Raw genomic sequence first — 22132 nt, forward strand, 5'->3', positions numbered from 1 at the left:
GCTGCCCCCGCCCGTCTGTCAGGTGGACGCACTGAAGAAGAAGCGGACCATCTCCGTGCTCGCATCCGGGCCTTGCGGGTCGGTATAGCTGCCCGTCGTCTGACCGCCGGACCATGCGTGTCCAAGGCCCTCGACGACCCAGTGTTCGACCGCTTCCGTACCTGCTTCGTCGTAAGTCGTGCAGCGCCGATAGGTCCGGCCGCCCGACGTGCCCTCATCCTCGGTCTGAAGGCTCTGCCGCGGGCCGCCATCAAGAGCCTGCCGCACGATACGCTCGCCGTTCGATGGGTGCACCGTGGCATCGGCATCGCCGTGGAAGACGATGGTGCGCGTGGCAGCCTTACCCGGAGCGCTTTCGATCACGCGTCCGGCCATGGCCGCGAAGGCGGAGGGGACGTCCTGCGCAGCCCCCGCGGGCAGACCGGAATGGGCGCCCACGGACTTGAACAGATCCGGATAGGTATCGCCAAGAATGACGGCCATCGCGGCCCCGGCCGACAGGCCCGCGACGAAGACCTTGCCCTTGGGAATGGCATGGTCGGCGATGGCCTCGCGGGTCAGACCCGCGATAATGGCAGGCTCGCCACGGTCGCGCTGCTGATCCCCGCGGCTGAACCAGTTCCAGCAAGACTGGGCGTTGTCGCCGCGCGATTGGTGCGGATAGACGACGATGAAACGATGCCGCTCGGCCAGGGCGTTCATCCCGGTCCCCTTGGCGAAATCTTCCGGCGTCTGGGTGCAACCGTGGAGCATGACGACCAACCCGGTGACACCCTCTGCCGCCGAGGCGGGAACATAGGTGCGATAGCGACGCGTTCCCGCGGCGCAGGTGAACGTGCCTTCTGCAAAAAGCGCCCCGTTCGGCAGGTCCTCGGGCGCGGATGCCGGGGGCGCGTTGGGCTGAAGGCGGGCCATCAGGCCGGACAGCGCGGTCGGCAGCGCGTCGCTGCCGCCACCGGCGGGCAACCCGGCCATGGGTCCGGCGGTCAGGCCGTGCTGGGCAAGGGTCCGGGTCACGAGGTCGTTGGCGGCGGCAAGTTGCGTGGCGCGCGTTTGCCCGGCCGCCGGGCGCCAGGCGCCGGCGTTGAAGTTGATCATCTGTTGCGTCCTTGTGAGGGCCGCCGCTAGTGGATGCGGTCGGCCAGGGCCTTCTTGATGTCCGCAGAAGCCTGAAGGCTGCCGAGAACGGTGATCGAGCCGATGGTCGCCCGGGCGAGATCGGGCGTGACGTCCGAGCCGATGCGGGCCAGGCCCACAACTTTGATATGCAGAACCTCTCCCGCCGCACGAAGTTGCTCAAGCTCCGCCCGTCCGAAGTCCCTGAGGCCGAGCTCCATGGTATGGCGCTCGATCGAGCGGTCGACGGCCTCTCCATGCGTGTCGAGCTGCTTGCGGATCGCCGTCCGGATGAAGTCGCTCCGGTTCGAATAGAACCCCTCCTGCACCAGAAGATCGATGCGGCCGAGGTCGACGAAGCCAAGATTGATGGTGATCTTCTCGTTATCGGGCTGCTTGTCCCTGATCTGTCTTATCTCGGCCATGGCAAATTCTCCATCTACATGGATGGTATATGGATGTTCCTAGGAAGGTTGCAAGTGCGGCCGGCGGAAATGACCACGAAAGGGCAGCGTACGCCCGCACTGCCCTGCGTCGCCTGTGCACAGGGCACGGACGGACGTCTATCAACGGTCGTTGCTTTGGGGTTCAGCAGTACGGCGAAAGGGGCAGAACGCGGAAGGGGTTTGCCACTGCGTAAGAACGGACGCTCCCCACCCGCTTCGCTGGGCCCCGGCACCGTGCCGTCAATGACCAGTCCCGTCCGACCGATGGACCAGCAGTTTTCGCCGGGACGAGGCCGCCAAAGCATCCGCGACCCGATACGCTACTCTGCCTGTGCCTTCCATTTTTCCTTCAACAACACCCCGTTGAATTCTGCCCCCACGATCAGGATCGCGGCCATCACGTAGAGGAAGATCAGCGTGGCGATCACCCCGGCCAGTCCGGCATAGGTGGCGTTGTAGGTCGCGAAATGGGCGATGTAGTAGCCGAAAACGGTGCCTCCGATAGCCCAGAGCACCAGCGTCAGCACCACGCCGGGCAGGATCTGCTGCAGCCGGATGCGGTGCCCCGGCAGCCATTTGTGGAAGGCCGACACGGCCAGGAACAGCACGATCACCGTCATGACCGAGTTCATGACCCGCAGGTATTCCGGCTTCACCCAGCCCAGCATCTGGACCGGGAAATCCTCCTGAAAGAACTTCAGGTAGATGGGCAGCGCAAGTTCCAGCGTCACCGCGGCCATCACCGCCACGGCGCCCATGATCACGAACAGGATCGCCATCAGCCGGGTCTTCCAGAACGGGCGCGGGTCGACCTCGCGGTAGGCGCCGGTCATCGCCAGCCGGATCGCGTCGACGCCGTTCGAGGCGAAGTAGATCGCCACCAGCCCGCCGAAGGTCAGCAAGCCCGGCGAGGCGCCTTCGACGACGGACCGCACTTCGGTCGTGAGGGGCTCGGCGATCTCTTCCGGCCAGGCGCCGAAGATCAGCGCGTTCACCCCCGATACGGGGATGTTCTGCGACAGGAAAGCCGCGAGCGAGACGATGAACAGGATGAACGGGAACAGCGCCAGCAGCAGCGACATCGCGAGATGGCTGCAAAAGACCAGCCCGTTCGTCGCGTTGAACCGCAGGAACGCCTGCCAGAAGGCCCAGAGCCAGAAGATCACATCCGATTTCACCTTGCGCATGCGTCCGACCGTATCATCCTTTGCGCGGTTGTGACCTGCCGGGCCGGTCATTCTTCGGCGGCTGTGGCGTCTCGGGCATTGACCTCGGCCCAGTCGGTCCAGATCGCCACGAAGATACCCGCCAGAACCGGGCCCAGCACCAGCCCCGGTGCGCCGAAGAAGCCAAGGCCCCCCAGCGTCGAGACGAGAAGCAGCACGTCATGCAGCCCGCTGTCGCGCCGCACCAGCGCCGGGCGCAGCATGTTGTCGATCACCACCGCCATCCCCGTGGCCCAGACGGCCAGCGCAGCCGCGCGGATCATGTCGCCTTCGATGGCGAAATAGATCGCGGCGCCGAAGACGAAACCTTGCGCGCCAAGCCCCGGGATCATCGCGAAGACGATCATGATCACCGTCCAGAAGGCCGGCGATTCAATTCCCGCGGCCCAGAAGCTGAAGCCGCCCAGCGCGCCCTGCAGGATGCCGATGACGAACATCACCTTCAGCGTGGCATGGCTTGTCGTCACGATCCGGTCGTAAAGCCGCTCCTGCGTCTCGGGCCGCAGACCGGACAGGCGTAGCACCTGCAGGATCGGCGGGACGTTCATCTGCACGAAGAACGCCAACGCGTAGATGAAGACGAAGAGATGCAGGAAGAACTCGGCCGCGCCCCGGGTCAGGGCCGAGACCGAATTCAGCAGGAACGCCGCGATCTGGCGGACAATGTCCCCCAGCTTTGCCAGCGCATCGTTCATCTGCGTGGACAGCCAGTCGTGATACGGCACCCAGTCGGGCAGCTGGAACTTGCCGCTCGCGCTGTCGGCCGTGACCTCGGCCAGCACGCCGCGGATATCCGTGACCATCGACGTGGCCTGTTCGGCCGCAAGAGAGATCACCCCGATCAACGGCACGATGACGGCCAGCGCGAACGCTACAAGTGTCAGCATGCCGGCCAGCCCGCGCCGCTGCCCCGTGAGCCTGAGCGCGCGCGAAAAAACACCGCCCAGCATCTCGGCCACGATCGCCGCCAGCAGAAGCGTCAGCAGGAGATGCCCCACCATGCGCACGAAGATCGCGGAAATCAGCACCGTGACCAGCATCAGGACGATCCAGCGCACGGAATCGGCGTCTTGCCCAGGGCGTCTTGGCGGTTCGCCGGAAGATGTACTCATGCCCTGCCCCTGCTTGGCCCTGCCTGCGGCCCCACCTATGTTCGCTTGCGCCTTGGCGCGGCCCGCTGCAACATCGTCGCAATATCAAAGCGCCACGCGCCGCGCAGCAACTCATTGCCCGCAAGGATCCAGATGTACCCGATCAACAACGCTTTTGCCGACATGCCCATCGGCCAACGGCGCGCATCATGACCGATCCGCACTCCTTCATCGCCGAACAGAAGCGCGCCGACGGGCTGCGCCTGTGCCGCGATGTCCTGATCATCGGCACCCTTGCGATCTGGGGGCTGGGATCGGGCGCGGGTTTCCTTGTTCCCCTCGTTCTGGCGGTGCTGGCCTTCGTGCTGATCATCTCGGTCAGCGACCGGATCCGCGCGATCCGCATCGGTCCGCTTCAGGTTCCAAGGTGGTTCGCCAATCTCGTGAGCCTCGGGTTCGTCAGCGCGGGGCTTCTGTCTGTCATAAGCATCCTCGCCACCCAGGCATCGGAACTCGTCAGCGAGTTGCCCAAGTACCAGGGGCCATTCGATTCCACGCTCGAACGGCTGGCACGTCTCGTGGGCGAGGACCTGGCCGACATGTTCCGCGGCCTGGTCATAGACATCGACACGTCGCAGTTCGCGCTGACGGCCGCAGGGGGCGCCGGTGCGTTCCTGTCGACCTTCTTCCTGATCTGCATCTATTCCGGCTTCATGATGGCCGAACGGCGCAGCTTCAATGCCAAGATCCAGCTTGCCGCCGCCGATCGCAAGACGGGGTCGGACATCTCGGAATTGCTCGAGGCGATCGCCTACAGCATGCAGCGCTATCTTTCGATCAAGTCCTTTCTCAGCCTGCTGACGGCGGGGATCAGCTATCCCGTGTTCAAGCTCATCGGGCTCGACTTCGCCGAAACCTGGGGCGTGCTGACCTTCGCGCTGAATTTCATCCCGACCATCGGCTCGATCGTGGCGGTCATCTTTCCGGCGCTGATGGCGCTGGTCCAGTTCGACACGATCACGCCGTTCCTGATCGTCGTCTTCGGCTGCGGTACGGTGCAGTTCCTGATCGGCAACGTGCTCGACCCCACGCTGCTGGGCCGGTCGCTGAACATGTCGTCCTTCATGGTCGTACTGTCGCTGATGTTCTGGACCGCCGTCTGGGGCATTCCCGGCGCCTTCCTGTCGGTGCCGCTGACGGTCTGCATCCTGATCGTCTTCTCGCACATTCCCGCGACACGGCCCGTCGCGATCCTGCTGTCGCAACGGGGGTTGTTGCTGACGCCGGCGCAGGCAATGGGAAAGGAAAAAGACAAGGAATGACGGCACCCGCGCCAGACATGCCGCCGCCGCGCTTCATCGGCAGCCAGATCTACGCACGGCCCAGCTATGACGGGGCTCACCCACTGGCGATACCGCGCGTGCCGACGGTCATGGCACTTGCCCGCGCGATGGGCTGGCTGCCGGGGTCCGTCTACCTCACCAGCCCGCGCGCCAAGCCCGAGGCGCTGCGAACCTTCCACACGCGCGACTATCTCGACGCGCTCCTCCGTGCCGAGACCAGCCAGTCGCTGGCGCCCGACGACCGCGAGCGTCACGGCCTGGGAACCCTGTCCAACCCCGTCCATCCGCTGATGTACCGCCGCCCGGCCACGGCGGCCGGCGGCTCGCTTCTGGGGGCCGAGCTGATCGCGAATGGAGGCGTCGTCTACAATCCCGGCGGCGGCACGCATCACGGCCATGCCGACCGCGCGGGCGGATTCTGCTACCTGAACGATCCTGTGCTGGCGATCCAACGGCTTCGCGCGCTGGGGCTTTCCCGCGTGGCCTATGTCGACATCGACGCCCATCATTGCGACGGGGTCGAAGACGCGTTTGTCGGCGACGACGCAATCCGCATCGTCTCGATCCACGAGGCAAAGCGCTGGCCCTTCACCGGCACGGTCGACGATACCGCCGGCGGCGTGGCCTTCAATATCCCCGCGCCACGCGGGTTCAACGACACCGGCTTCGATTACGTGCTGGAAGACCTGATCCTGCCCGCCGTGGCCGACCACCGCCCCGACGCCATCGTCCTGCAATGCGGCGCCGACGCGGTGCTGGAAGATCCCCTGTCCCGGCTGGCGCTCTCCAACGGGTCCCACTGGCGCGCGGTCCGCGCGTTAGGCGCGCTTGCGCCACGGATGCTGGTGCTGGGCGGCGGCGGCTACAACCCGTGGTCGGTGGGCCGCCTCTGGACAGGCGTCTGGGCCACGCTCTCGGGCGCCGAGATTCCGGGCCCGGACGACGCACTCCCCGCGGAGGCCCAACAGATCCTCCGCACCCTCACCTGGCGCCGCGCCGCCGGACGCAACCCGCCCGAACACTGGTTCACCACGCTGGCCGACCACAGGCGCGATGGAGAGATCCACCCAGACCTCCGCGACACCGTCACGACCCTGCGCAAGCGTCTTCACATCTATCACTGACACCCCAAGGCTCCCGCGGCGCGCGCGGGGCGGCAAGGAGGATCGCGCAGGCGATCCGACGGGGGTGGGCGGGCGGGCAGCCCCGCGCGCGCCGCGCCTGACGCGCCAGACCGCTAAACCGTCACGACCAGTTCGGCCCGCCCCGCCCGATCAGCCGGCTGATATAGGCCACAAGGAACGCGGTCGAAATCCCGAAGGTCATCATCCCCGTCATCGACGCGAACGCGGCAAAGATCCGCGCGCCCCGGCTCAGCACCACGTCGCCATAGCCCACCGTGGTATAGGTCGAGAGCGCGAAGTAAACCGAATCCGCCAGTTCCCCGAACAGCCGGTCCCGCATGAAGGCCGCCGCCCAGAACCAGATTTCGGCCACGTGCAGGAAGGTCACGCCGGCCACGGCCACCAGCAGCAGCAGCGTGCCCGCCCGCCGCGGATGCGCCTCGTCCTTCGCGATCCGGTCCAGCACGGCCGATGTCGCGCCGATCCCCACCACGTGGAAGATGATGCAGCCCACCAGCACCACGCTGCCCCAGAAAATCTGCTCCCAAAGATCCATTCCAGCCCTCGCACACCAAGACGCAACCGTCATAAGCAACCCTGCCCCGGTGGTCGAGCCTGCCCCCATGGACATTCCGGCCCCCGGCGCCGATGGTCTTCCCGGAACAGCCCCATGGATCCGCCCGTGCTCCTCACCCTCACCGATCTCACCAAGACCTATCCCGGCGCCGACCGCCCCGTGCTGGCCGGCGTCACGCTGACGCTAGACCGCGGGCAAAGCCTCGCGCTCACCGGAGAAAGCGGCAGCGGCAAGAGCACCCTTCTCCACCTCACCGCCGCGCTCGACGCCTTCGACAACGGTGAGATCACGCTGGGCGACACCGCTTATTCGACGCTGACCGACACGACGCGCGCCGCGCTGCGCCGCGACCGTCTCGCGCTCGTCTTCCAGCAGTTCAACCTCGTCCCGTCCCTTACCGTCGCACAGAACCTCGCTCTCCACGCCCGCCTCGCCGGGCGCGAAGAGGCGGACTGGACCGCCCACCTGACCGACCGCCTCGGACTCACGGACCTGACCCACCGCTACCCGGAACACCTCTCCGGCGGTCAACAGCAGCGCGTCGCCATCGGCCGCGCGCTGGCGCTTCGGCCTGCGCTTCTTCTGGCCGACGAACCCACCGGCAGCCTGGACGAGGCGACCTCGGACACGGTCATGGCCCTCCTCCTCGATCTCGTGGCCGAAGCCGGGTCCGCCCTCCTGCTCGCCACCCATTCGCCGCGCATCGCCGGGCTTCTGGACCGGCAGACCCATCTTTCCCGCGGGACGCTGACGTGATCCGCACGATCCTCGCGACCCTCCTGTCCCACTGGCGCCGCCAGCCGGTGCAGCTGTTCACGCTGCTGGCCGGGCTGGCCCTTGCCACGGCGCTCTGGTCCGCCGTCCAGGCCATCAACGGCGAGGCCCGCGCCGCCTATGCCGAGGCCAGCGCCACCATCGGCAGCGGCCGGGCCGAGGTGCTCGTCTCCCCCACCGGCCGGATCGAGCTGGCCGATTACGTGGCGCTGCGGCGCGCGGGCTGGCAGCTGGCGCCGGTGCTGGAAGGCCGCGCACGGCTGGGGGGCACATGGGTCACCGTGACGGGCGTCGACGTGCTGAACTATCCCGGCCTGCCGGTCTCGCCCGACGACGAGATGCCGGTCGTGACCGACCTGCTGGGCGACGGCCTGATCTTCGCCCATCCCGAAACCGCGACCGATATCGGCGACGCGCCGGACCTGCCCCGCATCCGCACGTCGCAAGCCGTGGCGCCGGGCACGGTCCTCACCGACATCTCGGTCGCGGAACGGCTGCTGGACCGAAACGGGGCGCTCACCCGCCTGATCATCCTGCCCGACCAGCCGATGGGGCTGACGCCGCTGGCAGACCTCGCGCCGCATCTCCGGCAGGAGGTCCGCGATCCCGGCACCAACACCGCGCGCCTGACCGACAGCTTCCACCTGAACCTGACAGCCTTCGGCCTTCTGGCCTTCGCGGTGGGTCTCTTCATCGTCCACGGCGCCATCGGCCTTGCCTTCGAACAACGCCGCGGCGCGCTGCGCACCCTGCGCGCGCTCGGGGTGCCCGTCCGGCAGCTCGCCCTGTGCCTTCTGGCCGAACTGATGATCCTTGCCCTTGTCGCGGGCACCCTTGGCCTGATCCTCGGCTACCTGATCGCCGCCGCGCTGCTGCCCGATGTCGCCGCCAGCCTGCAGGGCCTGTACGGAGCCCCCGTCACCGGCGGCCTTGCCCTGCGCCCCGAATGGGCCGCCGCCGGGCTGGCGATGGCGATGGCCGGGACGCTGGCGGCGGGGGCACGTGCGCTGTGGCGGATGATCCGGCTTCCAATCCTTGAAGGCGCGGGAACCGCCGGGTGGGTCGATGCCGCGCAGCGCAACACCGTCCGGTTGCTGGCCCTTGGCCTTGCTTTGCCCCTGGCCGGTGGTCTGGCAGTCTGGGCCTTCGACGGGCTGCTGGCGGGCTTCGCCCTGCTGGGCGGGCTGCTGCTGGGCGCCGCCGCCCTTCTGCCGCCGCTGATGAGCCTCGCCATCCGCGTCGCCGCCCGGTTCGCGCGTCGTCCGGTGGCGGAATGGATCTGGGCCGACCTGCGCGCCTTCCTGCCCGGCCTGTCGCTGGCGCTTATGGCGCTCCTGCTCGCGCTGGCCACGAATATCGGCGTGGGCACGATGGTGTCGAGCTTCCGGTACACCTTCACCGGCTGGCTGGACCAACGGCTGGCCTCCGACCTCTACGTCAACGCGCAGAGCGATGCCGAGGCCGAAACGCTGGCTGCCTGGCTGGCCCCGCGCGTGCAGGCCGTCCTGCCGATCCGCTCCGCCGAGTTTGACCGCCCGGACGGGGACCTGCGCGTTTATGGTATCGTCGACGACACGATCTACCGCGACAGCTGGCCCATGATCGCGTCCGCGCCCGACCTGTGGTCCCGGCTTCATGCGGGCGAGGCTGTGCTTGTCAACGAACAGCTGGCCCGGCGCGAAGGGTACTGGCCGGGGACCGAGCTGGACCTGACCCCCGATCTGCACCTGCCCGTCGTGGGTGTCTATTCCGACTATGGCAACCCCAGCGGACAGGCGATCCTGTCGCTGGACCTGCTGGAAGACCTGCGCCCCGATCTGCCCTATCGCCAGATCGGCCTCCGCGTCGCGCCCGGCACCGGCCCGGCATTGGCGGCGGACCTGACGGAACGGTTCGACCTGCCCCCCGATGCCGTCACCGACAACGCCGCGATCAAGGCGGCCTCGCTTGCGATCTTCGACAAGACGTTCCTTGTCACCGGAGCGCTGAACGCGCTGACGCTGGGCGTCGCGGGCTTTGCGATCCTGACGAGCCTCCTGACGCTCTGGACCCAGCGCCTGCCGCAGATCGCGCCGCTTTGGGCCATGGGCCTGACCCGCCGCCAGCTGGCCCGGATCGAGCTGATGCGCAGCCTTGCCCTTGCCGCCGTGACCGCACTGGTGGCGCTTCCGGTGGGCCTGCTGCTGGCCTGGGCGCTGCTGGCAGTCATCAATGTCGAGGCCTTCGGCTGGCGCCTGCCGATGCTATTGTTTCCCGTCGACTGGCTGCGCCTGTTCGCGCTGGCGCTGGTGACAGGCGCCGCCGCCGCGGCGCTGCCTGCGCTCCGGCTCTACCGCCTGCCGCCCTCAGAACTTCTGAAGGTCTTCGCGCAGGAGCGGTAGGCCATAGCGACCTGACGGCATACAACAATCTGCTTGCACCATTTGGCAGACAGGATCATAGGCTGGCCGCGTGAAGGACCATCTGCTGACACTGCGCAACGTTCTGGGGCTGCTACTGGCGGGATCCGTCGGCGGCTTCATCGTGTTTTACTTCGGCGGACCGATGCCCTTCCTGATCGGCAGCCTGCTGTCGGTGGGGCTGCTGGCCATGATCGGCACGGCAACAGACCGCCCCCTGCCCGAATTTCCCCAACCCCTGCGCCGCGTCTTCGTGGGCGTCATCGGCGCGATGATCGGGCAAAGCTTCACGACCGAGCTTCTGGGCCTGATCCCCGAACTCTGGCCATCGCTTCTGGCCGTGATCCCCTTCGTGGCCCTGACCCAGACCGCCAATTACGCCGTCTTCCGCAGGCTGGGCGGGTACGACAAGACCACGGCGTTCTTTTCGGCCATGCCCGGCGGGCTGATCGAGGCGATCACGCTGGGCGAACAGGCCGGCGCCAATGTCCCCGCGCTCACGCTGCAGCAGTTCGCGCGGATCGTGCTGGTGGTGATCACGGTACCGATGCTGTTCCTGATCTGGTCGGGTCACAGCGTGGGCAGTGCGGCCGGCCAGCGGCTGTCGAACGATCCCGCAACGTGGATCGACGTGGTGCTGATCCTGGGCATGGCGCTGATCGGCGCGCCACTGGCGGCAAGGATCCGCCTGCCCGCGCCCATGCTTCTGGGGCCGATGATCCTGTCGGCCATCGCCCATATCTCGGGCCTGACCGACACCCACAGCCCCGCGTGGCTTTTGCATTTCTCGCAGCTTGTGATCGGTGCCGGGCTGGGGTCGCTTTTCGGTCAGAGCAATCTGCGCCAGCTTGGCCGCGCCCTTTGGCTGGGCGCCGTGACCGTCACGATCATGCTGACGCTGGCCATTCTCACCGCGGTCTTGCTGAACCCGTTCGTGCCGATCAACGCCGAGACGCTCTTCATCTCCTACGCCCCCGGCGGCGTGACCGAGATGAGCCTGATCGCCCTGTCGTTGGGCGTGACACCGGTCATCGTGGCCACGCATCACATCTTTCGCATCCTTCTGGCGATCCTTGCGATCACCCTGTCGCCGCGGCGCTGGTACACCGACGATCCCGGCCCGCACCGCCCCTGATCCCCGCCCGGACCCGACCGGCGGTCTTTACAAACGGGCGATCATGCTGCAATCGAAGCCGACACAGATCCCGGCGCCGTCCGCACCCCTTGAAGGATTTCCCGTGAAGGTTTCCATCGTCATCCCCATGCACAACGAGGCCGAGAACGTCGACACGATGGTCGCCGAGATCGAGACCGCCTGTGCCGAGCTTCCGGGGATGGAGCTGTTGCTGGTCGACGACGGCTCGACCGATGCGACCGCCGACCTGATCCGCGCCCTGGCACCCACGCGCCCATGGCTACGGCTAATCCGGCATCCCAAGGCGGGCGGGCAATCAGCCGCCGTGCATTCGGGCGTGCTGGCCGCCAAGGGCGATATCATCTGCACGCTGGACGGCGACGGGCAAAACCCGCCGGCGGAAATCCCGAACCTCGTGGCCCCCCTGCTGGCACCTGACGCGCCGGCCGACCTCGGGCTGGTTGCCGGCCAGCGGGTGGACCGGCAGGACACCGCGTCGAAGAAGCTGGGATCGCGCTTTGCCAACGGTGTGCGCGCCTGGATGCTGAACGACGGCACACGCGACACGGGCTGCGGGCTGAAGGCGTTCAGACGCGACGCCTTCCTGGCGCTGCCCTTCTTCAACCACATGCACCGCTACCTGCCCGCGCTCTTTTCCCGCGATGGCTGGAAAGTCGCCCATGTCGACGTCACCCACCGCGAACGCGGCGGCGGCACGTCGAAGTACAACAATTTCCAGCGTGCCATGGTCGGCATCCGCGACCTGATGGGCGTGGCATGGCTGATCAAGCGCGCCAAGACGGCCCGCCCCGCGGAAGACCCCCTGCGCCCGGAGAGCACGACATGATCGACTGGCTGCTGTCCGTCTTCAAGGTCACCACCACGGGCGAACTGATCTGGGTCGCCGTGGGGCTGTTCGGGCAACTGATGTTCACCATGCGCTTCCTGCTGCAATGGATCGCGTCGGAACGGCAGAAGAAATCGGTGATCCCGGAAGTCTTCTGGTGGTTCTCGATCTCCGGCGGGCTGATCCTGTTCGCCTATGCCTGCTACCGCGCCGATCCGGTCTTCATCCTGGGGCAGAGCTTTGGCGTCGTGATCTATGCCCGCAACCTGTGGCTGCTGTATGCCGAGAAACGCCAGAACGCCTGAGAGCGCGGAAGGCGCCACGCTCCTGACCGCCTGCATCTGGGCGATCCTTGCGCTGACGGCCTACCGGATCGCGCTCCTCCCCTTCGCCACGATCGACCTGTTCGTGGACGAGGCACAGTACTGGCTATGGGGGCAGACCCTGGATTGGGGCTATTTCTCGAAACCGCCGCTGATCGGCTGGGTGATCCGGGCGTTCACCGAACTGGGCGGGTCCGATGCCGCCTTCTGGATTCGCCTGCCGGGGCCGTTGCTGCATTGTGCGACCGCGCTGATCCTTGTCCGCGCCACGCGAGAGATCGCGCCGGCGGACGCGGCGGGGCTGGTGGGGCTGGCCTATGTCTCCATGCCCATCATCGGGATCGGCACGGTGCTGATGTCGACCGACACGGTGCTGTTGCCCTTCTTTGCCGCCGCCCTGTGGTGCTGGGCGCGGCTGACCCGCGCGCCGTCGCTGGGCGTGGCCGCGCTTATGGGGCTGTGCCTTGGCCTTGGCATGATGGCCAAGTACGCGGCGATGTATTTCTGGATGTGCGCCCTGATCGCCGTGGTGATGGTGCCCGCCGCCCGCATCCGGTGGAAGGACGCGGGCCTGGCCTTCGTGGTCTACCTGCTGGTCTTTTCGCCCAACGTGCTGTGGAACCTGACGCACGGGATGACGACCGTTTCGCACACCGGCGACAACATCGCCTGGATCAAGGAAGACGCGGGCATCACGCTGAACCTGTCCGGCACGATGGATTTCATCGGCGCGCAGTTCCTTGCGATGGGCCCGATCCTGTTCGCGGGGTACCTGTGGGCGCTGGTCCGCCGCGGGCGGGGCTGGCCCAATGCGTGGCTGGTCTGGATGTCGCTGCCGGTTCTGGCACTGGTCACCGTGCAGGCGCTGCTGTCGCGCGCCTACGGCAACTGGGCGCTGGCCGCCTATCCGGCGGCCCTGATGCTGGCGATTCCTGCTCTGCTAGCGGTCGCGCCCCGGCTTCTTTGGGCCGGGCTGGCGCTGAATGCCGCGCTGGTGCTGGCGCTGCCCGTCGCGGTCACGCAGGCCACCGGTTGGCATATCGGCGACAACCCTCAACCCGTTCTCCGCCGCTACACGGGGCGGGCCAACGTGTCGAACCAGATCATCGACGAAGCCCGCCGCCAGAATGTCACCGCCGTGATGGTTCAGGGGCGGGAGGTGCTGGCGGATCTCTACCACACGGCCCGCGACAGCGACGTCGCCATCTACGCGATCCCGCCCGACGGCACGGCGCACCATTACTACGCCCAGACCTATCCGTACCCTAGGGACCGGCAGGGCGCGTTTCTCTACGTGACCATGGGCGCGGGCCGGTCGCCCTGCACGACGCCGCTTCGCGCCCCTGTCTCGGAATGGTCCACCGGCCCGGGGGCTTACCGCAGCGCGACGATGCAGGCGTATCTGCTGGATGAGAGTTGCTGGCGCGCGCCTTAGGTGCGTGGAGCTCTTGGCGTTACGAGGCGCACGCACGCCAATTCCGCCACGGAGCGTGGAGACCACGCACCCTACCAACCGTCTGAACCTTGATCATTGTCGAGGGAACCTTGGCCGGACATCGGCCCATGGAAACCTGCTCCCACGCTTCGGGCTTGCCGTAGACGGTGCGTGGAGACCACGCACCCTACCAACCCTCTGAACCTTGATCATTGTCGAGGGAACCTTGGCCGGACATCGGTCCATGAAAACCTGATCCCACGCTTCTGGCTCGCTGTAGGGTGCGTGGTCCCCACGCACCTTCCCCGCCCCCAGATCCCTCACAGAACCGCCGGCAGCGCCTTGTACCCCCGGAACCGCATCCGCCCGCCTGGAACGCGGCCCTCGGTCACGCGATAGTCCGGAAACCGCTGCAGGAACCGCGCCACCGCGATCCGGCCTTCCAGCCGCGCCAGCGTCAGCCCGACACAGACATGCGGCCCGCCCGCAAAGGCCAGGTGCCGGTTCGGATGCCGCCCGATATCGAACCGCTCGGGCCGGTCGAAAACCTCAGGATCCCGGTTCGCGGCCCCGATCACCAGATGCAGGTTCGTCCCCCTGGCGATCCGCAAACCGCCGATCTCCACCTCTCCGGTCGTCTCTCGATTGCCCAATTGGTTGGGCGAGCGAAACCGCAGCACTTCCTCGATCGCGGGTTTGATCAGGTCCGGCTCCTCCATCAGCCGCGCCCGCTCGCCGGGGTGGTCGTTCAGCAACGCCAGCGCACTGCCGATCAGGTTCGTCGTCGTCTCGTGACCCGCGTTCAGGATGAAGATGCAGTTCTGGATCAGCTCGGTCTCGCTCAGCTGCGCATCTGCCCCTTCGCCATTGATGAGCCGCGTCAGCACATCCGTTTCCGGATCACCCGGAGCCGCCCGCCGCCGTGCCACCAGATCCTCAAGATACGCGCGGAATTCCTCCACCGCCCCGTGCCCCGCGGCCAGCTGCGCCGCGCTCAAGGCCGGCTCCAGCGCGCCAAGAATGGCCAGCGACCAGTCTCGCAAAGGCCCGCGCTCCTCCATCGGCACGTCCAGCAGGTTCCCGATGATCTGGATCGGAATGGTCGAGGCGAAATCCTCGATCAGGTCCACCTGCCCCCTCCCCGCCATCGCGTCCAGCAGATGATCGACCGTCTCGACCAGCCCCGGCTCCATCCGCGCAATCGCACGGGGGGTCAGCGCCGACGTCATGATCTTGCGCACCCGCGTGTGCAGCGGCGGGTCGGAAAACACCAGCGACGTGGTGTGATGTTCGTAAAGCGGCGTCCCCGGCCCGAATTTCGGCGCAAAGGCCACCTTCTTGTCCGACGAGAAAAGGGTAGTATCCCGGTAGATCCGGTCCAGATCCGCATGGCGCGAGAGCAGGATCGACCCGTCGGGCTGGCGCAGCACCGGCGCCTCGGCCAGCAGGCGGTCGTAAAAGGGAAACGGATCCTCGACAAAGCCCTTCGGCGGCGCGGCCAGATCAAAATCCTGGATGCTCTCGGCCTTCATGTCCATCACACGCCCTCCCAAACGCCGCAGTCGCGCGCAGGGTGGTCGTTTCGGCCATTGGCGTCAATTCAGGGCGTCGAAACAGATGACAGCGTCGCGCGCCACCGGTAGATTTCCTGCATGAGCACACCGATCTCGTCCATCCGAAACCTTGGTCCGGCCTATGAACAATCCTGCGCCCGCGCCGGCATTCATTCGGCTGAAGAGTTGCACGCGCTGGGACCCGACGAAGCCTATGGTCGCCTGCTGGCCACCGGTTCGAAGCCGCATTTCATTGCCTATTACGTACTGGTCATGGGGCTGCAGGGCCGGCCCTGGAACGATTGCAAGGGGGACGAGAAAAAGGCGCTCCGCAAACGGTTCGACGCGATCAAGGCCGCGCATCACGATGTCGACCGGTCCGCGTTCGAGGCGGCGCTGGACGCCATCGGCGTGATCGAACGGCGCGCATGAAAAAGCCCGGGCGTTGCGGCCCGGGCTTTCGTATCTTCCGGCGTGGCGTCGGTTCAGCCGACGATCTCGGTGCCGGCGAAGAAATAGGCGATCTCTTCCGCGGCGGTTTCCGGTGCGTCCGACCCGTGGACCGAATTTTCGCCAACGCTTTCGGCGAACTCCGCGCGGATGGTGCCCGGTGCGGCTTCCGACGGGTTGGTGGCGCCCATGATCTCGCGGTTCTTCGCGATGGCGCCTTCGCCTTCCAGAACCTGCACGACGACCGGGGCGGACGACATGAATTCGCACAGTTCGTCGTAGAAGGGACGTTCCTTGTGGACGACGTAGAACTGGCCGGCCTGTGCCTTGGTCATCCAGATCCGCTTCTGCGCGACGATGCGCAGGCCCGCCTCTTCGAACTTGGCGTTGATCTTGCCGGTCAGGTTGCGCTTGGTTGCATCGGGCTTGATGATGGAAAAGGTCCGCTCGAGGGCCATGGGATGCTCCTTCAGAAATGGGTCCGGAACGCACCGTGCGCCCGGCCGGAATAAGCTCGCGCGCCCCTAGCATGCACCCCTTGCGAAGAAAAGCCGTTTGTCATGCGGCAGGACGACCGGCCCGTCGCGTCCGCCCGTTCCTCCGGCGGCAGAACCCGGCCCATGCAGGCCGCGCGGCCGCCGACAGGCTGGATTTCCGCATCGGCGGTTGCCATGATGAACGGGCATTTCAACAATCGGAATTTCTTCATGTTCAAACGATCGCTGCTGCTGAGCACCCTGCTGGCCGGCCCCGCCCTTGCCGACATCTCGGACGAAGCGAATGCCTGCATCGACGCGCTGCGCGCGCAGTCCGGCGCGGCGGGCGGCGAAATCCTTGAACAACTCGGCAGCGAAGCCGGCACCCTTGTCCGTCTTCGCGATGCGACCGGGACCGAATACGAATGCGTAGTCTGGTCCGGCCCCGAAGTCGCCTCCCTGAAGGCGGTCGATGGAACCGCGGCGGATGCGAACGCCTCGGCACCGATCGTTTCGGGCACACAGCGCGTACAGTTCGACAGCGGCACCAGCGGAACCGCCATGACCGTCGTGCTGAACCCCGACACGTCGGTCAGCTACGTCCTGGGCGCCAGCGAAGGGCAAACCCTGAACGTCGATATCGGCTCGCATGGCGGTGCGATCGACTACCGGATCGTCAACCCCGACGGCTCGGCCCTCCTGGGGCTCACGGCCTCCGATACACCGTACCAGGGGCAACTCGTGCAATCCGGCGACCACGTGATCGATATCCAGAACGCCGGCGCCCAACCCGTGACCTTCGACGTGGGCATCGGCATCGACTGACACGGCATCGGAGACGCCCTCGCCCACCTCCAAGCCATCTTCGCGGAGCCGCCGTCGCGCTGCCGGAAAGAGCCGTCGCGTCCTGCCTGTCAAGGGGGCGCAGCCCCGCGCGGCACGCGCGGCTTGCCCTTGATGGGCGGGACGCGATGGATCAGGCAGCAAGAGCGATGGCGGCTCCGTGAAGATGGCGGGCCCTCTTCGTGGTGAGCCCGAGCCCCTGCCACAAATCACCCGACCCGACCGCCCGTGTCCCGCGGGGTGGGCGGGCGGGCGCGGGACACGGGCGGTCGGCCACGTTCACAACCCTGCACGCAATGGCCGTTTCCGCCGTCTTTCCACCTGTCCCCCGATTGACTCCCCCCGCCCGTCACGCCACATCCCTCCCATGCTCAGGATCGACGGAATAAACTACGCCATCGCAGGCCGGCCTCTGTTCGAGACCGCCTCCGCCACGATTCCCACCGGCCACAAGGTGGGCCTTGTGGGGCGAAACGGCACCGGCAAGACCACGCTCTTCAACCTGATCCGCGGCGATCTGCACCTCGACGGCGGGTCGATCTCGCTGCCCTCTCGCGCCCGCATCGGCGGTGTCGCGCAGGAGGTGCCGTCCTCCGATGTGTCGCTCCTCGACACCGTGCTCGCGGCCGACACCGAACGGGCAGACCTTCTGGCGGAATCCGAAACCGCGACCGATCCCGGCCGCATCGCCGACATCCAGACGCGTCTTGCCGATATCGACGCCTGGTCGGCCGAGGCGCGCGCCTCGACCATCCTCAAGGGCCTGGGCTTCGATGAAGCGGCACAGGCGCAGCCCTGTTCCGCCTTCTCGGGCGGCTGGCGGATGCGCGTGGCGCTGGCGGCGGTGCTGTTCTCGGCGCCCGATCTGCTGCTTCTCGACGAACCGACCAACTACCTCGATCTCGAAGGCGCGCTCTGGCTCGAAAACTACCTGGCCAAGTACCCCCACACGGTGCTGATCATCAGCCACGACCGTGGGCTGCTGAACCGGGCCGTGGGCGCGATCCTGCATCTGGAAGACCGCCAGCTCACGCTCTACCAGGGCCCCTACGACCAGTTCGCCCGCCAGCGGGCCGAACGGCTGGCGCAGGCCCAGTCGATGGCCAAGAAGCAGGAGGCGCGGCGCGCGCACCTGCAATCCTATGTCGACCGTTTCCGCTACAAGGCCGACAAGGCGAAACAGGCGCAATCGCGGCTGAAGGCGCTGGCGCGGATGCAGCCCATCACCACCCCGCAAGAGGCCGCCTTGCGCGCCTTTTCCTTCCCCGAACCGGAAGACCTGCCGCCGCCCATCCTGCGTCTCGATGGCGGCTCGACGGGCTATGGCGACACGACGGTACTCAACCGCCTGAACCTGCGCATCGACCAGGACGACCGGATCGCGCTGCTGGGTCAGAACGGTCAAGGCAAGTCGACATTGTCGAAGCTCCTGTCGGACCGCCTTCCCCTGATGGAGGGCGAGATGGTGCGCTCCACCAAGCTGCGCGTGGGATACTTCGCCCAGCACCAGGTCGATGAACTGGACGTGTCGGAAACCCCGTTGGAGCATCTCCGCCGCCTGCGGCCCGGCGAGACGCCCGCGAAACTTCGCGCCCGGCTGGGCGGTTTCGGACTGATGTCCGCGCAGGCCGAAACGCCCGTGGGCGATCTGTCGGGCGGGCAGAAGGCGCGGTTGTCGCTGCTGATCGCGGCCATCGACGCGCCGCACATGCTGATCCTCGACGAGCCGACGAACCACCTGGATATCGAAAGCCGCGAGGCGCTGGTCGAGGCGCTGACCGATTATACCGGCGCCGTGATCCTCGTCAGCCACGACATGCACCTGCTCAGCCTCGTGGCCGACCGGCTGTGGCTGGTTTCGAACGGCACCGTGCAGCCCTGGGAAGACGATCTCGACGCCTACCGCCAGCGCCTTCTGTCCGGGACGACCAATGGGTCCAAACCGGGCGGCGCCCCCAAGCGCGACGCGCCGGCGCCGCAGCGCCGCCCCCGCCCCACCAAGGACGAGATGACGGCGCTGCGTTCTGAACTTCGCAAAAGCGAGGCGCGGCTGGAGAAGCTGAACGACATGCATTCCAAGCTGTCGACGAAGCTGGCCGATCCCGAGCTTTACGACAACAACCGCTCCGACGAGCGTCTGGTCTGGCAGAAGAAATTCGCCGAGGTCGAAAGCGGCATCGAACGGGCCGAAGCGCTGTGGATCGCCGCGCAGGAGAAGCTAGAGGCGGCGGAACAGGCGGCCCGCGGATGAACGGCGACGACTACGCCCGCCTTGGCTATCTTGCCCTACTGGGCTGTGCGCTGATCGCGTGGCTGCTGATCCAGAACCGCCATTCCATCGGCCGGCTGGTGCAGCAGATCGTGGCCTGGGTCTTGATCTTCGCCGCTGCCATTGCCGTCTTTGCGCTCTGGGACGATATCGGCGGCGCGCTGTTTCTTCAGCGCGACGCCACTGTCACGTCGGAACGGGTCGAGATCCCGCGCGCGCGGGACGGGCACTACTATGTCACGATCATGGTCAACGACGTGCCGGTCGATTTCGTCGTCGATACCGGGGCGACCGATGTCGTCCTGACCGCGGCCGATGCCGAACGGGCGGGCTTCGATCTGGATCAGCTGTCCTATTCCGGTTCGGCCCTCACGGCGAATGGCCGTATCAGCACCGCGCCCGTGTCGCTTGACCGGGTCTCGCTGGGGCCGAACACGGATTACAACGTCCGCGCGGTCGTCAACCGAAGCGACATGCAGGGATCGCTTCTGGGCGTCTCCTACCTCGACCGCTGGCGCCGGATCGAGATCGCCGATGGTGCCATGGTGCTGAGCCGCTAGCCGCTCGCGCCCTCGCGTTCGGCCTTCTTTTCCCAGCGGCCCGATTCTTCCGACCAGTACTGCGCCGCGCAGCCCGCATCGGTCAGCTGTTTCCACTGTCCACGCGCGGTATCCAGCGCGGCCTGATCGTTGCCGTCGAACAGGATGCAGGCGCGTTCCAGCCCGGTCATCTCTTCGGGGGCGATCTCGGCACCGTCGACGCTCATCACGCACTGCGCACCGTTGGGCAGCGTGCCGTCCGTCGTCAGCAGGACCGGCTGGTCGGCATCATGTTCACTGCCCGCCAGACCGTGGGCCAGGAACCCGTCTTCCGGTCCCAGCCACAGCTTTTCGTCCAGCCATTCCAGCCGCGCGCGGTCCCGGCCGCGCACCGCGACACGCCAGCCGGCGCCCCGCGCCCGATCCAGAAGCGCGGGCAGCGTGGCCTCCAGCGGGCGCTGCGTCAGGTGGTAGAAGTAGACCGCCCCCATCGCTGCCTATTCCGTCTCGTACTTGTCGGCCACCAGCCGGTTCAGCGCCATCACACCCCAGCCCGTCGCGCCCTTGGGGGCATAATCCGTATCCGACTTGACCGAGGCGACACCCGCGATATCCAGATGGATCCACGGCATCCCGTCCTTGACGAAGCGCCGCAGGAATTCCGCCGCGGTGATCGATCCCGCGTCGCGCCCGCCCACGTTCTTCACGTCGGCGATGCGGGATTTCAGCTTGCTGGCATAGGCCTTGCCCAGCGGCATCCGCCACGCGCCCTCCCCTTCCTTTTCCGCCGCCTTCAGGAAGGCGTTGCAGAACGGATCGTTGTTCGAAAACGTCCCGGCGTTTTCGTGCCCCAGACCCACGATGATCGCCCCCGTCAGCGTTGCCAGATCGACCATCGCCGCCGGTTCGAACCGCTCCTGCGCGTACCACATCACGTCGCACAGGACCAAGCGGCCCTCGGCGTCGGTGTTGATGATCTCGACCGTGTCGCCCTTCATGGATTTGATCACGTCGCCCGGCCGCGTCGCGCGATCCGACGGCATGTTTTCCACCAGCCCGACAAGACCCACGACATTCGCCTTGGCTTTGCGCGCGGCCAGTGCCCGCATCGTGCCCGACACGACGCCCGCGCCGCCCATGTCCATGGTCATGTCTTCCATGCCGGCCGCAGGCTTCAGGGAAATCCCGCCGGTGTCGAAGACCACGCCCTTGCCCACCAGGGCCAGCGGCGCGGCATCTTCCTCGCCGCCCATCCATTCCATCACCACGACCTTCGACGGGCTGGCCGAGCCGTAACCCACGCTCAGCAGCGTGCGCATGCCCAGTTCGGCCAGCTGGTCTTCTTCCAGCACCTCGACCTTCAGGCCCAGCGATGCCATCTCGGCCAGACGGTTCGCAAATTCGGTGGTGGTCAACACGTTCGCGGGTTCGTTCACCAGATCGCGGGTGAAGTGGACGCCATCGGCCACCGCCAGCGCGGTTTCCAGCGCCGCGGTCATCTCTTCGGGCTCCTTGTGGCCGATCTCGATGGCGCCGTTGGAGTTACCTGTGCTGTCGTCATCCTCCGGCGCGCTCTTGTGCACCTCGAAATCGTAGTTCCGCAGCGCGAGCCCCAGCGCCAGTTCGCCCGGGTGGCGCACGGCGCCCGCCATGACCGTCAGGGGCGACTTGCCCTTCAACGCCGCCAGCTTCGCGCCGGCCTTGCGCGTATCCAGCGGTCCGGAATTCCGCGGTAGCATAACGATATCGAGCGCTTCGACCGCCAGTCCCGTGGGCCAGGCCAGCGAGAAAACGGTTCCTTTCTTGGCCTTGCTGAACCGCTCGCTGTCGATCAGGCGGGCCACGGCGCCGCGGGTCAGACGGTTCGCGCGGCGTCCGGCCTGGTCCATCCGGCCATCCGGCGCCACGAACACGGCCAAGCGGCCCTTGGTCTCGGCCAGGGTCGACAGGTCGATGGGAATGAAGCGGATTTCGGGCGTGGTCATGACAGGCTCCATCTGGACGAAAAGCGGACCGGCAGACCCGGACCGACAGGTTGAGCGGGACCTTGGCGCAGCCGCGCAGGAAAATGAACCGCTTTCGCGACGGAACGGGGAAAAATGCGCATGCAGGGGCACATCCTGCCGGCCCGAGCGCGGCACGGCGGGGAAATGCCGGCGCGGCCAA

22 protein-coding genes are annotated in these 22132 nt (G+C 66.8%); 12 read left to right on the forward strand and 10 right to left on the reverse strand.

Annotated features, from left to right (window positions below):
• Positions 1-18: 18 nt before the first annotated feature.
• The 4 genes from D4754_RS11140 to D4754_RS11155 all read right to left on the reverse strand — a co-directional run bounded on the left by D4754_RS11140 (position 19) and on the right by D4754_RS11155 (position 3846).
• On the reverse strand, positions 19-1098 hold the full coding sequence (locus D4754_RS11140) for an extracellular catalytic domain type 1 short-chain-length polyhydroxyalkanoate depolymerase (RefSeq protein ID WP_121063532.1): 1080 nt from the start codon (positions 1096-1098) through the stop codon (positions 19-21).
• Between the two features lie 26 nt (positions 1099-1124).
• Positions 1125-1541 carry a CopG family transcriptional regulator gene (locus tag D4754_RS11145; RefSeq protein ID WP_121063534.1) on the reverse strand — a complete coding sequence of 139 codons (417 nt, stop codon included), beginning with the start codon at positions 1539-1541 and terminating at the stop codon, positions 1125-1127.
• 341 nt (positions 1542-1882) lie between these two features.
• Positions 1883-2749 (reverse strand): YihY/virulence factor BrkB family protein, encoded by an 867-nt coding sequence (locus D4754_RS11150; RefSeq protein WP_121063536.1) that lies wholly within the window; start codon positions 2747-2749, stop codon positions 1883-1885.
• A 47-nt stretch (positions 2750-2796) separates the two neighbouring features.
• The gene (locus D4754_RS11155; protein ID WP_163025881.1) at positions 2797-3846 is read right to left on the reverse strand and encodes an AI-2E family transporter; all 1050 of its coding nucleotides are present in this window, start codon (positions 3844-3846) and stop codon (positions 2797-2799) included.
• 242 nt (positions 3847-4088) lie between these two features.
• On the opposite strand from D4754_RS11155, the gene D4754_RS11160 reads away from it, so the two are divergent.
• Both D4754_RS11160 and D4754_RS11165 read left to right on the forward strand, forming a co-directional pair.
• Complete coding sequence (locus tag D4754_RS11160; RefSeq protein ID WP_121063540.1) at positions 4089-5201, forward strand: AI-2E family transporter; 1113 nt, start codon at positions 4089-4091, stop codon at positions 5199-5201.
• On the forward strand, positions 5198-6346 hold the full coding sequence (locus tag D4754_RS11165; protein WP_240453848.1) for an acetoin utilization protein AcuC: 1149 nt from the start codon (positions 5198-5200) through the stop codon (positions 6344-6346). The genes D4754_RS11160 and D4754_RS11165 overlap by 4 nt, the downstream gene beginning before the upstream one ends.
• A 121-nt stretch (positions 6347-6467) precedes the next feature.
• Here D4754_RS11165 and D4754_RS11170 read toward each other — a convergent pair whose 3' ends face one another.
• The gene (locus D4754_RS11170; protein ID WP_163025882.1) at positions 6468-6902 is read right to left on the reverse strand and encodes a potassium channel family protein; all 435 of its coding nucleotides are present in this window, start codon (positions 6900-6902) and stop codon (positions 6468-6470) included.
• A gap of 114 nt (positions 6903-7016) precedes the next feature.
• Here D4754_RS11170 and D4754_RS11175 point away from each other — a divergent pair, with 114 nt between their 5' ends.
• The 6 genes from D4754_RS11175 (at position 7017) to D4754_RS11200 (ending at position 13836) form a co-directional block, all read left to right on the forward strand.
• Complete coding sequence (locus tag D4754_RS11175; RefSeq protein ID WP_121063542.1) at positions 7017-7679, forward strand: ABC transporter ATP-binding protein; 663 nt, start codon at positions 7017-7019, stop codon at positions 7677-7679.
• Positions 7676-10078, forward strand: a complete 2403-nt coding sequence (locus tag D4754_RS11180) for an ABC transporter permease (RefSeq protein ID WP_121063544.1) — start codon at positions 7676-7678, stop codon at positions 10076-10078. Before D4754_RS11175 ends, D4754_RS11180 begins: the two co-directional genes overlap by 4 nt.
• A 70-nt stretch (positions 10079-10148) precedes the next feature.
• On the forward strand, positions 10149-11231 hold the full coding sequence (locus D4754_RS11185) for an AbrB family transcriptional regulator (protein ID WP_121063546.1): 1083 nt from the start codon (positions 10149-10151) through the stop codon (positions 11229-11231).
• 43 nt (positions 11232-11274) lie between these two features.
• Positions 11275-12078 carry a glycosyltransferase family 2 protein gene (locus D4754_RS11190; RefSeq protein WP_121063548.1) on the forward strand — a complete coding sequence of 268 codons (804 nt, stop codon included), beginning with the start codon at positions 11275-11277 and terminating at the stop codon, positions 12076-12078.
• On the forward strand, positions 12075-12383 hold the full coding sequence (locus D4754_RS11195; RefSeq protein WP_121063550.1) for a lipid-A-disaccharide synthase N-terminal domain-containing protein: 309 nt from the start codon (positions 12075-12077) through the stop codon (positions 12381-12383). The genes D4754_RS11190 and D4754_RS11195 overlap by 4 nt, the downstream gene beginning before the upstream one ends.
• A complete protein-coding gene (locus tag D4754_RS11200; RefSeq protein ID WP_163025883.1) occupies positions 12358-13836 on the forward strand; it encodes an ArnT family glycosyltransferase in 1479 nt (492 codons plus the stop codon). The genes D4754_RS11195 and D4754_RS11200 overlap by 26 nt, the downstream gene beginning before the upstream one ends.
• Before the next feature lie 320 nt (positions 13837-14156).
• Here D4754_RS11200 and D4754_RS11205 read toward each other — a convergent pair whose 3' ends face one another.
• Entirely contained in the window at positions 14157-15374 is a 1218-nt protein-coding gene (locus tag D4754_RS11205; RefSeq protein WP_121063554.1) for a cytochrome P450, read from the reverse strand.
• A gap of 114 nt (positions 15375-15488) precedes the next feature.
• Between D4754_RS11205 and D4754_RS11210 the strand changes: the two genes are divergently transcribed.
• Entirely contained in the window at positions 15489-15821 is a 333-nt protein-coding gene (locus tag D4754_RS11210) for a TfoX/Sxy family protein (RefSeq protein WP_121063556.1), read from the forward strand.
• Positions 15822-15874: 53 nt separating this feature from the next.
• Here the strand turns inward: D4754_RS11210 and ndk are convergent, their stop codons facing one another.
• Complete coding sequence (gene ndk, locus D4754_RS11215; RefSeq protein ID WP_121063558.1) at positions 15875-16297, reverse strand: nucleoside-diphosphate kinase; 423 nt, start codon at positions 16295-16297, stop codon at positions 15875-15877.
• Between the two features lie 11 nt (positions 16298-16308).
• Positions 16309-16512, reverse strand: a complete 204-nt coding sequence (locus D4754_RS23960) for a hypothetical protein (protein WP_163025884.1) — start codon at positions 16510-16512, stop codon at positions 16309-16311.
• Positions 16513-16546: 34 nt separating this feature from the next.
• Between D4754_RS23960 and D4754_RS11220 the strand changes: the two genes are divergently transcribed.
• The 3 genes from D4754_RS11220 to D4754_RS11230 all read left to right on the forward strand — a co-directional run bounded on the left by D4754_RS11220 (position 16547) and on the right by D4754_RS11230 (position 19987).
• Positions 16547-17140, forward strand: a complete 594-nt coding sequence (locus D4754_RS11220; protein ID WP_163025885.1) for a hypothetical protein — start codon at positions 16547-16549, stop codon at positions 17138-17140.
• Between the two features lie 385 nt (positions 17141-17525).
• Positions 17526-19409, forward strand: a complete 1884-nt coding sequence (locus D4754_RS11225) for an ABC-F family ATP-binding cassette domain-containing protein (protein ID WP_121063562.1) — start codon at positions 17526-17528, stop codon at positions 19407-19409.
• On the forward strand, positions 19406-19987 hold the full coding sequence (locus D4754_RS11230) for a retropepsin-like aspartic protease family protein (protein WP_121063564.1): 582 nt from the start codon (positions 19406-19408) through the stop codon (positions 19985-19987). The genes D4754_RS11225 and D4754_RS11230 overlap by 4 nt, the downstream gene beginning before the upstream one ends.
• Here D4754_RS11230 and D4754_RS11235 read toward each other — a convergent pair.
• Both D4754_RS11235 and D4754_RS11240 read right to left on the reverse strand, forming a co-directional pair.
• Complete coding sequence (locus D4754_RS11235) at positions 19984-20457, reverse strand: DNA polymerase III subunit chi (RefSeq protein WP_121063566.1); 474 nt, start codon at positions 20455-20457, stop codon at positions 19984-19986. The two genes, D4754_RS11230 and D4754_RS11235, sit on opposite strands and share 4 nt — an antisense overlap.
• Before the next feature lie 6 nt (positions 20458-20463).
• Complete coding sequence (locus tag D4754_RS11240; RefSeq protein WP_121063568.1) at positions 20464-21963, reverse strand: leucyl aminopeptidase; 1500 nt, start codon at positions 21961-21963, stop codon at positions 20464-20466.
• Positions 21964-22132 lie beyond the last annotated feature (169 nt).

The organism is Chachezhania antarctica (genome assembly GCF_003646465.1).
GTDB lineage: Bacteria > Pseudomonadota > Alphaproteobacteria > Rhodobacterales > Rhodobacteraceae > Chachezhania > Chachezhania antarctica.

Coding starts and splice junctions, on each gene's coding strand:
- D4754_RS11140 (WP_121063532.1), bottom strand. CDS start 1,098: ATGATCAACTTCAACGCCGGCGCCTGGCGCCCGGCGGCCGGGCAAACG.
- D4754_RS11145 (WP_121063534.1), bottom strand. CDS start 1,541: ATGGCCGAGATAAGACAGATCAGGGACAAGCAGCCCGATAACGAGAAG.
- D4754_RS11150 (WP_121063536.1), bottom strand. CDS start 2,749: ATGCGCAAGGTGAAATCGGATGTGATCTTCTGGCTCTGGGCCTTCTGG.
- D4754_RS11160 (WP_121063540.1), top strand. CDS start 4,089: ATGACCGATCCGCACTCCTTCATCGCCGAACAGAAGCGCGCCGACGGG.
- D4754_RS11165 (WP_240453848.1), top strand. CDS start 5,198: ATGACGGCACCCGCGCCAGACATGCCGCCGCCGCGCTTCATCGGCAGC.
- D4754_RS11170 (WP_163025882.1), bottom strand. CDS start 6,902: ATGGATCTTTGGGAGCAGATTTTCTGGGGCAGCGTGGTGCTGGTGGGC.
- D4754_RS11175 (WP_121063542.1), top strand. CDS start 7,017: ATGGATCCGCCCGTGCTCCTCACCCTCACCGATCTCACCAAGACCTAT.
- D4754_RS11190 (WP_121063548.1), top strand. CDS start 11,275: ATGCTGCAATCGAAGCCGACACAGATCCCGGCGCCGTCCGCACCCCTT.
- D4754_RS11195 (WP_121063550.1), top strand. CDS start 12,075: ATGATCGACTGGCTGCTGTCCGTCTTCAAGGTCACCACCACGGGCGAA.
- D4754_RS11200 (WP_163025883.1), top strand. CDS start 12,358: ATGCCGAGAAACGCCAGAACGCCTGAGAGCGCGGAAGGCGCCACGCTC.
- D4754_RS11205 (WP_121063554.1), bottom strand. CDS start 15,374: ATGGACATGAAGGCCGAGAGCATCCAGGATTTTGATCTGGCCGCGCCG.
- D4754_RS11210 (WP_121063556.1), top strand. CDS start 15,489: ATGAGCACACCGATCTCGTCCATCCGAAACCTTGGTCCGGCCTATGAA.
- ndk (WP_121063558.1), bottom strand. CDS start 16,297: ATGGCCCTCGAGCGGACCTTTTCCATCATCAAGCCCGATGCAACCAAG.
- D4754_RS23960 (WP_163025884.1), bottom strand. CDS start 16,512: ATGGCAACCGCCGATGCGGAAATCCAGCCTGTCGGCGGCCGCGCGGCC.
- D4754_RS11220 (WP_163025885.1), top strand. CDS start 16,547: ATGTTCAAACGATCGCTGCTGCTGAGCACCCTGCTGGCCGGCCCCGCC.
- D4754_RS11225 (WP_121063562.1), top strand. CDS start 17,526: ATGCTCAGGATCGACGGAATAAACTACGCCATCGCAGGCCGGCCTCTG.
- D4754_RS11230 (WP_121063564.1), top strand. CDS start 19,406: ATGAACGGCGACGACTACGCCCGCCTTGGCTATCTTGCCCTACTGGGC.
- D4754_RS11235 (WP_121063566.1), bottom strand. CDS start 20,457: ATGGGGGCGGTCTACTTCTACCACCTGACGCAGCGCCCGCTGGAGGCC.
- D4754_RS11240 (WP_121063568.1), bottom strand. CDS start 21,963: ATGGAGCCTGTCATGACCACGCCCGAAATCCGCTTCATTCCCATCGAC.